Source organism: Streptomyces sp. BR123 (assembly GCF_013401435.1).
GTDB lineage: Bacteria > Actinomycetota > Actinomycetes > Streptomycetales > Streptomycetaceae > Streptomyces.
Window position 1 is genome coordinate 1 of the sequence record NZ_JACBGN010000172.1, and the last position, 15,321, is coordinate 15,321.

At 73.8% G+C, this 15,321-nt stretch carries 10 protein-coding genes and 2 tRNA genes; 10 read left to right on the forward strand and 2 right to left on the reverse strand.

What is annotated here, in order from left to right; all coding sequences use genetic code 11:
* Window positions 1-566: 566 nt before the first annotated feature.
* The 4 genes from HYE82_RS23680 to HYE82_RS23695 all read left to right on the forward strand — a co-directional run bounded on the left by HYE82_RS23680 (window position 567) and on the right by HYE82_RS23695 (window position 4,472).
* Window positions 567-1,319 carry a hypothetical protein gene (locus HYE82_RS23680; protein WP_179176161.1) on the forward strand — a complete coding sequence of 251 codons (753 nt, stop codon included), beginning with the start codon at window positions 567-569 and terminating at the stop codon, window positions 1,317-1,319.
* 679 nt (window positions 1,320-1,998) lie between these two features.
* On the forward strand, window positions 1,999-2,778 hold the full coding sequence (locus HYE82_RS23685) for an HAD-IIA family hydrolase (RefSeq protein ID WP_179176162.1): 780 nt from the start codon (window positions 1,999-2,001) through the stop codon (window positions 2,776-2,778).
* 79 nt (window positions 2,779-2,857) lie between these two features.
* Window positions 2,858-3,682, forward strand: a complete 825-nt coding sequence (locus tag HYE82_RS23690) for a hypothetical protein (protein ID WP_179176163.1) — start codon at window positions 2,858-2,860, stop codon at window positions 3,680-3,682.
* 10 nt (window positions 3,683-3,692) lie between these two features.
* Window positions 3,693-4,472 (forward strand): class F sortase, encoded by a 780-nt coding sequence (locus HYE82_RS23695; protein ID WP_309144429.1) that lies wholly within the window; start codon window positions 3,693-3,695, stop codon window positions 4,470-4,472.
* Window positions 4,473-4,570: 98 nt separating this feature from the next.
* On the opposite strand, the gene HYE82_RS23700 is transcribed toward HYE82_RS23695, so the two are convergent.
* Window positions 4,571-4,644, reverse strand: a tRNA-Lys gene (locus HYE82_RS23700).
* Window positions 4,645-4,861: 217 nt separating this feature from the next.
* On the opposite strand from HYE82_RS23700, the gene HYE82_RS23705 reads away from it, so the two are divergent.
* From HYE82_RS23705 to HYE82_RS23720, 4 genes are all read left to right on the forward strand, one after another.
* Complete coding sequence (locus HYE82_RS23705) at window positions 4,862-6,301, forward strand: peptidoglycan-binding protein (protein ID WP_179176169.1); 1,440 nt, start codon at window positions 4,862-4,864, stop codon at window positions 6,299-6,301.
* Window positions 6,302-6,312: 11 nt separating this feature from the next.
* The gene (locus HYE82_RS38375; RefSeq protein ID WP_256987589.1) at window positions 6,313-9,549 is read left to right on the forward strand and encodes an SPFH domain-containing protein; all 3,237 of its coding nucleotides are present in this window, start codon (window positions 6,313-6,315) and stop codon (window positions 9,547-9,549) included.
* Window positions 9,550-10,001: 452 nt separating this feature from the next.
* The gene (locus tag HYE82_RS23715; protein WP_179176164.1) at window positions 10,002-10,634 is read left to right on the forward strand and encodes a lytic polysaccharide monooxygenase; all 633 of its coding nucleotides are present in this window, start codon (window positions 10,002-10,004) and stop codon (window positions 10,632-10,634) included.
* Window positions 10,635-11,205: 571 nt separating this feature from the next.
* Window positions 11,206-11,279, forward strand: a tRNA-Lys gene (locus HYE82_RS23720).
* Between the two features lie 126 nt (window positions 11,280-11,405).
* Here the strand turns inward: HYE82_RS23720 and HYE82_RS23725 are convergent.
* Window positions 11,406-12,164 carry an IclR family transcriptional regulator C-terminal domain-containing protein gene (locus HYE82_RS23725; protein WP_179176165.1) on the reverse strand — a complete coding sequence of 253 codons (759 nt, stop codon included), beginning with the start codon at window positions 12,162-12,164 and terminating at the stop codon, window positions 11,406-11,408.
* Between the two features lie 340 nt (window positions 12,165-12,504).
* Between HYE82_RS23725 and HYE82_RS23730 the strand changes: the two genes are divergently transcribed.
* Together HYE82_RS23730 and HYE82_RS23735 are read left to right on the forward strand one after the other, a co-directional pair.
* Window positions 12,505-13,560: an LLM class flavin-dependent oxidoreductase gene (locus HYE82_RS23730; RefSeq protein ID WP_309144430.1), complete on the forward strand. Its 1,056-nt coding sequence runs from the start codon at window positions 12,505-12,507 to the stop codon at window positions 13,558-13,560.
* 258 nt (window positions 13,561-13,818) lie between these two features.
* Window positions 13,819-15,321 (forward strand): glycoside hydrolase family 18 protein (locus HYE82_RS23735; RefSeq protein ID WP_179176167.1); only part of this gene is annotated, 1,503 nt, incomplete at its 3' end.

Consider the following 15,321-nt stretch of genomic DNA (forward strand, 5'->3'; position numbering starts at 1 on the left):
GCCCATTGTCCTTCCGGTTCGGGCCGGCCTGTAAAGGGCGCTCCTCCTTCGTCGTCGCGCCGCTGCGCGATGGCCTTCGGCCACCCTTGACAGGCCGACCCGCCCCGGAATGCCAACAGACAGCCGGGAAGCCCCGGAGGAACGGCCGGGGGGACACGATCCGGATACGGCTCCCGCCGAGAAGCGGCGGGTGGGTGCCGTTGACGGGGGCGTGGCCCCTCGGGGTTACGGGGGTTGGGCGGTGGCCTGGCGGCCCGGGCGGCAGGTGGTCTGCAGGTGGCGGCCCGCGGCCTGGCAGCTATTTGCGGGCGGCCGGCGGCCGGTCGGCCGGTCGGGTGGCTCGGCAGGCGGGCGGGGTGGTCCGCCGGAGGCAGGCGGGCCGGGTTGGTGGTCTGGCGGTGGCCGGGCGGCCTCCTCGGCTGGGCCGATCAGGCGCAATGCAGGGGTGTGCGGGCGCGGCTGCGGCGGGTCGTCGCGCGCGCGTGGCAGGGTGCGGACAGGCCGTGGTGATTGTCGCCTCGTCCGACCGTCAGTCCGTCCGGCGAGCAGCGAAGCGAAGGTCTGCCATGCGACTGCGCAAAGCCCTTGCTCTCTCCGTCGTCCTGGTTGCCGTCGCCGCCCCGACTGCGGGTGCCGACATCGGCACCGGCGGTGGCGCCCGGCCCGCGCCCGCGCCCGCGCTGCCGTCCCGGGCGCAGGCGACCTGTGGGGACGGGAAGAGCAGTGCTTTCCCCATCGGGGCCCGGATCCGCGGAGGTCCGGCCGTGTATCGGACCGGTGGCGGGGTGCAGAGCTGGTTCCTGGATCTGACGAACACCACCGGCAGCAGGTGCACCGCCATCCATCCCGTCGTGGTGTTCACGGACGAGGCGCGTGCGCTGCGTCCGGAGCACGTGCGGATGGAGTTCGAGACCCCGGGCGGGACGTTCCCGGTGAGCCTGGAGCGGAGTGATCGGGACGAGATCATTGCCGTGTTCGATGGGGGGTCGGCCTTTCCCGGGTTTGCCGTGGGGGCCGGTGGCTCGCTGACCGTGCGGGTCTTCCTGGCGTTCGCGTCCGATGCTCCCGCCGGGGAGGTGGTGGTCGACGCGGCGCTCGTGCAGCGCCGGGCCGATGACGGCGACTGGGTGGGTGAGGCCGGCGGATATCGGTTCTCCGTCGAGTCGGGTGACGTCGTCGAGGCGGCCGGGTCCCTCGCGCACACCGGGCCCCGCGGGCGGGCGTACGGGGGCGGGGTGGCGGCTGCCGTGGTGGCCGTGGGCGGCGGGCTGGTGGTGGCCGGGCGTCGGCTGCGGCGTACGGGTGGTTCCGTGCGGTGACGGTGGGCGCCACCGTGTGCGACGCGGGCCGGAGTGCGGAAGGCCAACGCCCGGGCCGCCGTTGATGCAGGTGAGTTCTGCCCGGCACCGGTCTCCGGGCCGACGGCAGGCTAGAGGGCTGGGCCTTGCCGCCGCCGTCTGTCCCCGGTGTCACGTCCGGGGAGAGGGAGAGCAGCTCCATGAGGCGCGGTCGGCGGCATGCCGGACCGTCGGCTCCGAGCGCTCCACGGCCTGAGCGATCTCCCCGGTACCGGAGGCGGGGACTTCCTTGAGTACGAAGGCCGTGCTCCAGGGCGCTCCGCGTCTCCAGGGCGACCAGCAGGGCGATGGATACGGAGTCCGCCCTCGGCAGTGTCCGGGTCGGTGAGGATCGGCTCCGCAGCCGTGGCGCTGCCGAGATGCGGTGGGCGACGGTGAAGAGCGGGGTGCGGTCTGCTGGAAGGCGAGCCGGGTCGGCGTCGCTCCGGCCCGGCTGGCGGGCTGCGTGGCAGTAGCCGAAGGGGAAGGGCTCGGCCGGCCCCTGCCTCCTGGGTGTCCGGGCTGTGGACGACCGGCGCGACCACGGCCCGGCCCCGATAGGGTGGTACAGACCACACTTTCGGGTCAGTGGTTGCTGGTCAGGTCATAGGTCACAGGCTAGGTCGCAGGTACCGGGCCACCGAGAGCGGAGAACAGTCCCGTGGCAGAGCGCAAGCCGATCGAATCGTGGCTCACCGACATGGACGGGGTCCTCATTCACGAGGGCACCCCGATCCCCGGCGCCGATGCCTTCATCAAGCGGCTGCGCGAGTCCGGCAAGCCCTTCCTCGTCCTGACCAACAACTCGATCTACACCCCGCGCGATCTCCAGGCGCGCCTGAGCCGCATGGGCCTCGACGTCCCCGTCGAGAACATCTGGACCTCGGCGCTGGCCACCGCGAAGTTCCTCGACGACCAGCGCCCCGGCGGCACGGCGTACGTCATCGGCGAGGCGGGCCTGACGACCGCCCTGCACGACATCGGCTACATCCTGACCGACCACGACCCCGATTACGTCGTACTGGGCGAGACCCGGACCTACAGCTTCGAGGCGATGACGAAGGCGGTCCGGCTGATCAACGCCGGCGCCCGCTTCATCTGCACCAACCCCGACGAGACCGGCCCCTCCGTCGAGGGGCCGCTGCCCGCCACCGGCGCCGTCGCCGCCCTGATCACGAAGGCGACCGGCAAGCGGCCGTACTTCGCGGGCAAGCCGAACCCGCTGATGATGCGGACCGGGCTGAACGCCATCGGCGCGCACTCCGAGAGCAGCGCGATGATCGGCGACCGGATGGACACCGATGTCCTGGCCGGCCTGGAGGCGGGCATGCAGACGTTCCTCGTGCTGACCGGCCTGACCACGGTCGAGGACACCGAGAAGTTCCCGTACCGGCCGACGCGGACGGTGAACTCCATCGCTGACCTGGTCGATCTCGTCTGAGCCGATCGGCTCAACGGCGTGTCGCTCCGGATGCGGAGCGGCACGCCACGCGTGAACCTCCTTGATGAGGAGGTTCACCATGCGCAGTGCTCTGATCGCTCTCCGCGTCGGCGGGGTGGCCGCTGCCCTGGCGGCGTTCACCGCCGTCGCCGCCGGCCCGGCCGTGTCCGTGCCCGCCGCCCCTTTCGCGGGCGAGGAGGACCGCGGCGGCGTCTCGGTCGATCCGCACCAGGCCGCGCCGGGGGCGCAGGCCAAGCTGCGGGTCCGCGGCTGTGACGCCCGCTGGGCGACCGCGAAGTCCTCCGTCTTCGTGGCCGAGGTCCACCTGTCCTCCGGCCGCGACGGTGACGGGACGCTGCGCGGCGACGCGATGATCAGCTCGCGCGCCGAACCGGGTCGGCACGCCGTCCGGGTGCGGTGCGACAACTCCGACCTGCCCGGATCCGTCGAGGTCGTGCACCACCGGGGGCAGGAGCACGGGCAGGACCAGGGGAAGGACTCGGCGAAGGATCCCGACAAGGACCACGCGGAGGACCCTGCCGCCAAGGGCCATGCGAAAGACCCGGCCGAGGACTCCGCCGAGGACCACGGCCAGGGCGACCGGGACGAGGACCGGGACGAGGACCGGGACAAAGGCGGGGAGCACCCGAACCCCCACCGGTCGCCGGTCCGCCCGGTCCACGCCGGGGGTGGCGGCATGGCCGCCGAGCTCGCGGAGACGGCCCGGGCTGCGGAGCGGGCCGACGGGGACGGGGCTGCTGCCGCCGTCGCCGCGAAGAAGGACCACGGGGACGACGGTCCCGGCCTGCCGCACACCGTGATCGGCGCCGTCCTCGCCGCCGCGGCCACCCTGGCCGTCGCGGGCCGGGCCCTGGCCCTGCGCCGCCGCCGCAGCGGCGAGTGAGGCCCCGCCGGTGAGCGGCGCGGACGAGTCGGGATCGTCCTCGGCCGGGCGGCTGCTGACCTTCGCCGCCTGGTGTGTGCTGCTGCTCGGCCTGTGGCTGTGGGGTCGGGAGATCACCGGCATGCCACCGCTGCCGGCGCCCGCCCGGGCGGGTGGGCCCGCGTACCCGGTGCCGGGCCTGCCGGTGGCCCACGCTCCGCTGGCCGCGTCCCCGCCGGTGCGGGTCGACGTGCCGTCGCTGGGCATCCAGGCCCCGGTGGTCCCGCGCGGCCTGGACACCGGGGGCGCGATCGACCCGCCCCCGTACGACCGCCCCGGCGCGGTGGGCTGGTGGCAGGCGGGCGTGAAGCCGGGCGAGGCGGGGGCCGCGCTGATGGTCGGGCACGTGGACACCGCGTCCCGGCCGGCGGTCTTCTACGGGCTGAGCTCGGCGCGGCCGGGCGGCAAGGTCCGCGTGGTCCGGGCCGACGGCTCGGTCGCCGAGTTCACCATCGAGGACGTCCGGGTGTACGAGCGCACCCGCTTCGACGCCGACAAGGCGTACGGCCGGCGGATCGAGGGCCGGGCGGAGCTGCGGCTGGTGACCTGCGGCGGCACGTACGACAAGGCGGCCGAGGAGTACACGGCGAACGTGGTCGTCTCGGCGTACCTGACCGGCAAGGGCACGGACACGGGCAGGGGCACGGGTACCGGTACCGGTACGGGCGCGGCCGGGGGTGCGGCGACAGCGGTGACACGGCCGGCGGGGGCTCCGGCCCGGATCCCGGTCGGACCACCGGCGGCACCTTAGGCAGGGCCGGAGGAGGGATCGGCCGACACGAACGAACACGACGGACACGACGAGGAAGCCCCTCGCAGTTCTCACTGCGAGGGGCTTCCTCTTGTCGGTGCGCCGCCAGGGACTCGAACCCCGGACCCGCTGATTAAGAGTCAGCTGCTCTAACCAACTGAGCTAGCGGCGCCTGCTGACAGAGAAAACTCTACCCCACGTTCGGGGGTGCTCATGACCAGCCGCGCCCACCTTGTCCGATTAGCCCATGTTTAAGGGGTTTATCGTGCACGATATGTCTGGGTGCGGCCGAATCTGATGCCCCGACAGAAATGCGGCTGCCCAAAAAAGTGGACGAGCAGGGGAGTGGACGGACCCGCATGACGATGCAGCCCCCGACGCATCTGCCGATGCCGACGCCCGTTTTCGAGGAGTACGAGCCCGCAGGCGACTGCGGCTGCCCGGGATGTGTACACCGGCGCCGCTCCCTCGCCCGCACGCCGGCCATAGCGCTCCGTGACGGCGGTCACCCGGCCGCGCGCGCAGCGCGCCGGGCACTGGTGCTGGCCACCGCGGCGGGTGTGGTCCTGACCGGCGGCACGACCGTACCGGCGGCGATGGCGCACGCCCCGGCCGCCGACAGCCGCGACGGGGACGGCCCCGCCTCCCCTCAAGGCGCCCGGTCCCCGCTGCACGGGCGGCCTGCCGCCCCGGTCAAGCCGGGCGGCACGCCGGGAGCGCCGTCCTCGCTGAAGCGGATCGACCGCATGTCGATCATCAGCCGGGCGCAGCTGTGGCTGGACGCGAAGGTCCCGTACAGCATGTACAGCTACTGGCTGGACGGCTACCGGCAGGACTGCTCCGGCTACGTCTCCATGGCCTGGAACCTCGGTACGAACGAGTGGACCGGCAGCCTCGACAAGTTCGCGACCAAGATCACTAAGGATGAGCTGCTGCCGGGCGACATGCTCCTCTTCCACAACCCGGCGGACCCCAACAACGGCTCGCACGTCACCCTCTTCGGCGGCTGGGTCGACGGGACCCACACCCACTACATCGCCTACGAGCAGACCCGCCCGAACACACGGAAGCTGGCGACCCCGTACGGCTACTGGAACAACGCGTCGAAGTACGTCCCGTACCGGTACAACGGGGTGACGGGCGGGAACACCGCGCCCGACGCGAACCCGGCGCTCCCGTCGAAGGCCTACCCCGGGTTGGCGATGTTCGGCCCGGGCGCGGACAACCGGTACGTCTACGAGCTCGGCAGGATGCTGATCGACCGGGGCGGCCGCCGCTTCTACCCCAACGGCCCCAGCACGAAGTGGTCGGACTCCGACCTGCTGGCCACCCAGGCCTTCCAGATCGCCCAGGGCTGGACGGGCGCCGACGTGGACGGCATCCCCGGCCCGCACACCTGGCAGCTCCTGGTCGACGGGCAGGGCAGCGACATCCTCCCTACGCTGGAGGCCGCCCCCGGCCCGTCCGGCTCTCCGGCCCGTCCGGGCGCTCCGGGTTCGGCGGCCCGGCCGGGCGTCCCGAACTCCCCGGCACGCCCGGGTGCCCCCCGTACTCCCGGGTCCGGGGCGGTCCGCCCGGGCCCGGCCGGCATGCCCGCCTATCCGGGTGCGGCGGTGTTCCGGCCCGGGTCCACCCACCGGTCGATCGCCGCCCTCGGCCGCCGGTTGACGGAGAAGGGCTTCGGCAAGCACTACCCCGCCGGCCCGGGCCCCCGCTGGGGCGAGGCCGACCGCCGCAGCGTCGAGGCGTTCCAGCGTGCCCAGGGCTGGCGCGGCGCCGCGGCCAACGGTCACCCGGGCCCGGAAACCTGGCGCCGGTTGTTCGCATGACGGAGGCAACGATGTACCCCACGCCCACCACAGCCACCACTGCCACCACCGGCACCTTCCACGTGCCCCCGGCCTCCCCCCATGCCCGGACCTCCCACACCACGGGCCTGCTGCTCCGGCTGCCGGCCACCGCCGACCCGTCGCGTCCGCCCGCCGGCACTCCGCCCCAGGCCGTCGGCCCGGCCGACACCGGCTCGACGGTGACCGCACCGAGGTCGGCGGCCCCGTCCGCAGGGGCCGTGGTCCCGGCCCCGGCCGCGCCGCACGGTGGCGAGGCAGCCGCCGCCGGCGCGCCGGGCGGGTACGCCGCAGCGGTGGCCTCGGCGGTAGCGGCCGGATCGGCGGTGCCTGCAGGCCCGGGCCGACCGCAGGACAACGTCCCGACCCCGGCGGGCTCGGCCGAGCGGCCGGTCGTCCCCGCGAGCCCTGCCGGGCCCTGCCCCACCGCTGCTGCGGCCGATGTGGCCGTGTCCGCCGGTCAGTCCCGGTCGCAGCCCGGCATTCTCGCCTCGCCGGGCCGGGGCGAACCGCCCGCTGAGGTACGGGAGACCCCGGCTGCGCCGACTGGCGAGCCGTACGACGAACCGGACCGGTCGGGCGCCGACGGTCCGGCCGCGGCGCCGGCGAGGCCCGTCGGACCGACCCTCGCGGCTGCCCCCGCTCGGTCCGCGGGCGCGGGACGGCCACAGGCGGAGGTGTCGGCCCCGCCGGCTTCGGCCGGACGGTCGAGCAACGCGCACCACGCCGGGCAGCACGCTGCTGCGGCCGAGCCGCCCGCCGCCGCCGGGGCCGCCCCCGTGTCCGCCGCCGGGCCCGCCGCCGTGTCCGCAAGCCAGGTCCCGTCGCAGGCCGACGTGCCTGCCTCGGCGGCGGGCATTGCCGGGCGGACGGCTGCCGCGCAGGCATCCCCGACCGAGCCGCTCGCGGCACCGGCCGATGCGCAGCGGGAGGCGTACGGCGACTCGCACCGGTCCGGCGCCGAAGGTTCCGCCGCGGCATCGGCGCGGGCTGCCGGTCCGGCTGCCGGTCCGGCTGCCGTGTCCGTCGGCCGGGTCCGCCCGTACGCCGCCGCCGTCCTGACGGGTTCGGACGGGCGGTCGGCTGCGGCGCACCGTACCGGACATGACCCGGGCCGGTCCGGCGCCGCCGATCCGGACCTGCCGCAGGGTGGTGTTCCCGGCCCGGCAGCGGCTGGGCAGCGTGCCGCCGATGCGGGCGGTGCGGATCCGGTCGGGCAGATGCCCGCAACCGAGCTGCGCGGCGTGCCCGGCGAGGCCGAAGCCGTACGGGCCGGCCGGGTCGGGCGGGTGGCGCTGACGAAGGCGTCCGGCGTCGGGTCGGTCGGCCCCGACCGGCACCGGTTGCGGCCCGTTGGCGAAGGCCCGGGCGCGGCCCGGCCCGCCGACGCGCCTGCCGCGTCCGTGTTGCACGGGCACCCGGTCGCCGAGCCGGTCGTGCCGCGGGCCCAGGCACAGGCCCAGCCACAGGCACAGGCCGGGGTCCCGGCCGGGGCCGGGCATCAGGGCTGGGCCGTCGGGATTCCGGCACCGCTGCTGGCGATGCCGTGCGGGCGCCCCGCGACACACGGCGAGGTGCCGGCGGCCCGCGACGGGGCAGGCGCCGCGGCCGGGCCGCCGCTGGCGCCCGTCCGGGCCGCGGCCGAACCGCCGCCGCCGTCGTCGGCAGGGGCCGAGTCGCCCCGCGCCGGGGCGCGTGCCGCGGTCGAACCGCCGTACGCGCCCACCGAGGCCGCGGCCGAACCGCTGCAATCGCCGACCGGGGCCGAGCCGGGCTCGTCCGGGCAGGATCACGACACGCTCGTCTGCGTACGGGTACCGGCCCTGTCAGACGGAGACCTCCCTCATCCCGCGACCGACGTGGCCGACGCGACCGACGTGGCCGACGCGACCGACGTGGCCGACGCGACCGACGTGGCCGACGCGATCGAAGCGACCGGCGTGGCCGGCGGCAGCGAACCCCGTCCCGGCGGGCCGAAGGTCCCGCAGCCCGCGCCCGGCGGCGACCGCGGCCCCGGCGAACCCCGCCCCGGCGAACCGGTCCGGGGCGGTGTGCCCGGGCCCGGGGTGGCCGGCCTCGTGGCGCAGGCGGTGGCCCGCGGTATGCCGGACGGTGCCGCCCCGGAGGGTGGCGGCGACGTGGACGGGGGCGACGTGGAGGACCCGCCGAGCCGCGGGGTGGCGGTGACCGAGGTGCCGGTGCACCTGCCCTTCCCGCCCGTGGTGGCCGGCGGGTCGCGTCCGGGCGGAGCAGCCCGCGGCACCCCGGCTGCGCACACGCCGCCGGCCCGACGCCGCGCGGCCCGGCCCGTCCCCGCCGGCCGGCGGGTTCCCCGCGGCGACGACTGGCTCAGGGAGAAGACCGGGCCCGTTCTGCCCGGCTGGGTCGGGGTGGCCGTCGGCGCGCTCGCCCTCGCCGGCTGCCTGGCGTTGTTCTGGCGGGCCGGGGCCCTCCCCGGCGTCTTCGAGGCGGCCCTCGGGGCGACCCCCCGTCCGCACCAAGGGCTGCGCCCCACCCACTGGCCCCCGCTCGCGTTCCTCGGGGTCGTGGTCCTGCTCGCCGTCGGCGGGCTCGGCCGCGGCAAGACCGGGCACGCCTGGGTGCTCACCCTGTTCGGCCGCTACCGCGGCACGGTCCGCCGTACCGGCCTCGTCTGGGTCAGCCCGCTGCTCCTGCGCCGCCGCGTCGACGTACGCCTGCGGCACTGGCGCAGCGACCCGATGCCCGCCGTGGACGCGGGCGGTCTCGCCCTCCAAGTCGTGGTCCAGGTCGTCTGGCAGGTCAAGGACACGGCCCGGGCAGTGCTGGCCGTCGAGGACCACACCGAGTACCTCGCCGAGCAGGTGGAGTCGGCGATGGCCCGGGTGCTGTCGCAGCTGCCGGCGGACGCCTTCCACGAGGACGCCCCGACCCTGCGCGACGCCGAGGCGGTGGGCGATGCGCTGACCAGGATGCTGGCGGCGGAGACCGAGGCGGTCGGGATCGACGTCTACTCGGCCCAGCCGACGCGCATCGAGTACGCGCCCGAGGTCGCCGAGGCCATGCGGCGGCGCAGGGTCGCGGCGATCGACGCCAAGCACCGGGACACCGTGCTGTCCTCGGTCGTCGACGCGGTGGACGACACCGTCCACCGGCTGACCTCGCGGGGGCTGGTCGAGCTGGACGACTACGAGCGGAAGGCACTGGTGAAGGACCTCACCGTCGCCTTCTACACGGGCCGTTCGGAGTAGCCCTCGCCCGCAACGCCCCGGCCCGCCCCCCCCACGGCCCCGTCCCGCCGCCCGATCCGGGCGGCGGGACGGGGCCGCAGCCGTGTCGCCGGTCGCGGCTTCGGCGCGGCGTGCGGCCGGATGTCGCCGCCGGAGGCGGGGGAGACCTGTGCCGTCCGCTCCACCGGCCGGGCGCCTCGCGCGTTCCCTCCGTTGCGCAGAGCAGCTGGTCGAGGGTGCCGGAGAGGAGGCGTGCGGTGGCCGAGTCGGCCGCGCGGCAGACGGCGGCTCGGGTTCGGACCACACGTCCCCGCATTGGTCTGGACATGGCCAACTCCCGTCAATACATTGTGACTTGGTCTAGACCTGAAGTCATGCCCGGTACGGCCGCGGGAACCGCCCCCGCGGCCCTCCCCGACCGTGCGTGCGCTCTGACGACCGAACTCCCCCCACGTTCAAGGAGCATCCGACCCATGTGCCCCATCCGCATGCCCATGCGCCGAACCGTCCGCCCGACCCGGCGCGCAGGCGCCGCCGCCCTCGGGATCGGCGTGGCCGCCGGTCTCGCGTTCGCCGTCGCGCCCACCGCCAGCAGCCACGGCTACACCGACACCCCCATCAGCCGCCAGAAGCTCTGCGCCAACAGGACCGTCTCCGACTGCGGCCCCATCCAGTGGGAGCCGCAGAGCGTCGAGGGCCTCAAGGGCTTCCCGGCCGCCGGCCCGGCCGACGGCCGCATATGCGCCGGCGGCCACAGCGAGTTCGCCCAGCTCGACGACCCGCGCGGCGGTGCCTGGCCCGCCACCGCGGTCACCGCCGGGCAGGGCTACGGTTTCCGGTGGCAGTTCACCGCCAACCACGCCACCACCGACATCAAGTACTACGTCACCAGGAACGGCTGGGACCCCACCAGGCCCCTCACCCGCGCCGCCCTCGAATCCCAGCCCTTCCTCACTGTCGCCTACAACGGCGCCCGGCCCGCCATGACCACCGTCCACCAGGGCGCCATGCCGAGCGGGAAGACCGGCCGGCACATGATCCTGGCGGTCTGGACGGTCCACGACACCCCGAACGCCTTCTACGCCTGCTCCGACGTCCAGTTCTGACCGGCTGCCCAGATCGACGGCAGTGTTCAGTTCTGTTGCTCGACCACATCCCCGAGTTTCCGTTCCGGCTCGGCGCTGGGGCCCTCGCCGGGGCCGCCGTCGCCGGGATCGAGCCCACCCGGCGCGGCGGTGTCCGGCCGGTGGAGGGCTACGGGGCCACCGAGGGCGGCGCCTCCGTGCAGGGCGCCACCCCGGATCCTCTTCTACCGGGCCGCCGCCCGGTTCCTCTGCTTCGCGGGATGTACGGACGACCGGCGACCAGGTCCTGGCCGCGATCGCAGGCAAGCCGGGGGAGCGGTTCGCCCCGGAGGTCCGCGTTCCGGGCCGCCCACCACCGCACCAACCAAGATCCACCGGGTCGGGCTGCGTCGCCCGGGCTTCCGGTGCCAGGACCCGGTCCGGTGGTCGCCTCCGGGCGGCGGGCAGGGCTACCGCCCGCTCGCCCCGGAATCCCTGTCGGCGCTGCTCGTGGCGTACGCCGCGCACGGCCGCCCGGAGCTCTTGGAGCGCTGACCGGCGGACCTGGTTTGGAGCACCCCTCGGGACCAGGTAGTATTTTCTCTGTCAGCAGGCGCCGCTAGCTCAGTTGGTTAGAGCAGCTGACTCTTAATCAGCGGGTCCGGGGTTCGAGTCCCTGGCGGCGCACCTGTCCTTCGGGCGGTTACCGGTTCACCGGTAACCGCCCGAAGTGTTTTCGTACGCCTTTCCGTCCCTTTTCCCACCCGCTCCGGCCGCCGCACCCTCTCCCGTGAGGCGCGTCACAGGGCAGGCTCAGAGGGCGAGCGACAGCAGCAGGGGCGCCGCCTTCCGGTTCAGGACCTCCGCGGCGGCCCGCAGCCGGTGCGCGTGCTCGACGGGCATCGACAGGGCGAGGCAGCCCACCGAGGCTCCGGCGGTGATCGGGACCGCGGCGCACACCGTGCCGAGTGCGTACTCCTGGAGGTCCAGCATCGGAACCGTGGCGGGCTGGGCGTCGAGCCTGGACATCAGGACCCGCTCGTTCACGATCGTCTTCGACGTGAGCCGGGCGATCTTGTGCCGGGACAGGTGGTCGCGCCGCCCGTTCTGGTCGAGCTGCGTGAGCAGGCACTTGCCGACGGCGCTGGCGTGGGCCGCGGACCGGAAGTCGACCCATTCGTGCACTTTGGGGGTGCGCGGGCTGTCCGCGAACTGGGTGATCTTCACCTCGCCGTCCTCGTACCGGCTGATGTAGACCGCCGCGCCCACCGAGTCCCGCAGCCGGTCCAGGGTGTCCTGCAGCTTGCGCTGGAGGGCCTGCTTCCTGTTCGTCCCCGAGCCGAGCAGGACGAGCGAGTCCCCTATGGCGTAGGCGCCGTCCGAGACCTCGAGGACGTACCCCTCCCTGCGCAGCATGAGGAGCATGGGTGCGAGATGGACGGCGGGCAGCCCGGTCTCGCGCGCGATCTGTATGTCGGTCACCCCGCCGGTGTGGCGGGCGATGGTTTCGAGCACGCGCAGGGCGTACTGCACCGAGTGGAACGGCGCGGTCGGCTCGGGCTTCAGCGCCACGGTCTCCCCCTACCAGGTTGCTACCGCTTGCGTTACCACGATAGCCATCAAGCAGCCCACGTGGAGCGTGTGTTGATGAGATTGATGGCTCAATCATGTGCCTCTGCCTCGATCTACTCCACTGGCATATGCCATGGTCAAGGGCATGTCCCCGAGGGGCCGGGAATGCCGGCCGGCCCCTCGCGGTTCGAGTCCCTCGTACGGATGCCGAACCGAGGCGGGAGCGACAGTGAGTGACATCGGGGACCCCGAGAACACCGGACGCGACACCGGGCGCGATACCGGGCACCCCACCGGTCAGGACGCGGGACCGCACTCCGCGCCCGACCCGGTCCGCGGCATCCGCCTCGGCCGCGCACCCGTCCCGCTCTCCGTCCTCGACCTCGTCACGGTCGGCAGCGGCAGCACCGCCCACCACTCCCTCCGCACCAGCGTCGCCCTCTCCCGGCTCGCCGAGTCCCGCGGCTACCAGCGCCACTGGGTCGCCGAGCACCACTCCATGCCGGGCGTGGCCAGCTCCGCCCCGGCCGTGATCCTCGCCCACCTCGCCGCCCACACCTCCCGGATACGCCTCGGCTCGGGCGGGGTCATGCTGCCCAACCACGCCCCGCTCGCCGTCGCCGAGCAGTTCGGCACCCTGGAGGCCCTCGCCCCGGGCCGGATCGACCTCGGCCTCGGCCGGGCCCCCGGCACCGACGGGCGCACGGCCGCCGCGCTGCGCGGGCCGGGCCGGCTCGACGAGGCCGCGGACGAGTTCCCCCGCCTGCTCGCCGAGCTCACCCGCTTCCTCGACGACGACTTCCCCGCCGGCCACCCGTACGCCCGCGTGCACGCCGTGCCCGGCCCGGTCCAGGGGCCGACCGGCCGCCCGCCGCTGTGGCTGCTCGGCTCCTCGGGGTTCTCCGCGCGCCTCGCCGGCGAGCTCGGCCTGCCCTTCGCGTACGCCCACCACTTCTCCGCGGCCGGCACCCTGCCCGCCCTCGACCTCTACCGGCAGACCTTCCGCCCCTCGGCCGTCCTCGACGCCCCGTACGCCCTGATCGGCGTCTCGACGCTGGCCGCCGACACCGCCGAGGCGGCCCGCGCCCAGGTGCGGACCGGGGCCCTGTCGATGCTGCGGCTGCGCACCGGCCGGCCGGGGCTGATCCCCACCCCCGAGGAGGCGGCGGCGTACGGATACTCCGAGCAGGAGCGGGAGTTCGTCGACACCTGGATGTCGAACGTCGTGCACGGCACCCCCGACGAGGTCCGCGCCGGGCTCGACGCCCTGGCCGCCCGCACGGGCGCCGACGAGCTGATGCTGACCGCCAACGCGCACAGCGGCGCGGCCCGGCTGCGCTCGTACGAGCTCGTCGCAGATGCGTACGGGATGCCGGCGTCGGGCGCCGCGAGCTGATCGATACCGGGCGAACGGAGTTCGGCTGGTTTGTTGCCGAAACCTTGCGGGAGCCTGTCCTAAGGCACCCTTAAACCGCTCGTCACCCAGGGTGGCGGGCGGTTCTTCATGCCCTCGCACGCCTCTGACGAGCGGATTTGTGCGCCAAGTGGTCTAGTCCTTCTTTGGTCCAAACCATTGACGGGGTCCCGCGGTGATCGCTATCACTTCTCCCACCCGAACCTCTTGCCCTCCCCTCCCACTTCCCGGAGGCAGTTCATGCACATCCGTAAACCCCTCGTCGCGGCCGCCGCCACGGCCGCGCTGGCAGCCGGAGCGATGGCCGGCTTCGCGGGGCCCGGCACCGCCCAGGCGGCGGACGCCTCCGCGACGGCCGGCAGCGGCAACATCCGGATCGCGTACTACGACCAGTGGAGCGTGTACGGGAACGCCTTCTACCCGAAGCACCTCGACACCCGCGGCATCGCGGGCAGGCTGGACGTCATCAACTACTCGTTCGGCAACATCCACCCCACCGATCTCACCTGCTTCATGGCCAACAAGGCTGCGGGTGACGACAACAACCCGAACGCGGGCGACGGTGCGGGCGACTCCTACGCCGACTACCAAAAGTCCTTCAGCGCGGCCGACTCCGTCGACGGCGTCGCCGACAAGTGGGACCAGCCGATCGTCGGCGTCTTCAACCAGTTCAAGGAGCTGAAGGCCAAGTACCCCCACCTGAAGATCAATATCTCGCTGGGCGGCTGGACCTACTCCAAGTACTTCCACGACGCGGCCAAGACGGACGCCTCCCGCAAGAAGTTCGTCTCCTCCTGCGTCGACCAGTACCTCAAGGGCAACCTCCCGGTCGAGGGCGGCTTCGGCGGCCCCGGCACCGCTGCCGGCATCTTCGACGGCATCGACATCGACTGGGAGTACCCGGGCTCCTCCGGCGGCCATCTCGGCAACCACCACGGCCCCGAGGACAAGCAGAACTTCACCCTCCTCCTCGCCGAGTTCCGCAAGCAGCTCGACGAGTACGGTGCCGCGGGCGGCGGCAAGAAGTACATGCTGACCGCGGCCCTCCCGGCCGGCCAGGACAAGATCAAATACATCGAGACCGACAAGATCGGCCGGTACTTGGACTACGCCAACATCATGACGTACGACATGCACGGCGCCTGGGACGGCGACGGGCCCACCTACCACCAGTCCCCGCTGCTGAACTCGCCCGCCGACCCGACCGACCCGATCGCCCCCGGCACCGAGAAGTACAGCATCAAGAACGCCGTCGACGCCTGGATCGACGGCGACCCGGTGTACGGCATCGCGGGCGGCTTCCCCGCCGGCAAGCTCACCCTGGGCTACGAGTTCTACTATCGCGGCTGGAAGGGCGTCCCGGCCGGCCCCACGGGCGGCGGCCTCGCCCAGACCGCGACCGGCGGCTCCGCCCCGCGCCCGTACAGCCGGCAGGCCGGCATCGCCCACTACAAGGAACTCGGCGGCATCGTCGACAACCCGGCCACCACGTTCTGGGACGACCAGGCCAAGGCCTCGTACTTCCACAAGGACGGCGAGTTCTTCACCGGCCTCGACCAGAAGTCGATCCAGGCCCGCGTCGACTACGGCAAGAGCCGCGGCCTCGCCGGGGCGATGATGTACTCCCTGCTCGGCCTGGACGACAACACCACCCTGCTGAAGCAGATCTCGGACGCCCTCGGCGGCTCCAACCAGCCGCCGACCACGCCGCCTCCCACCACCACCCCGCCGACCACGCAGCCC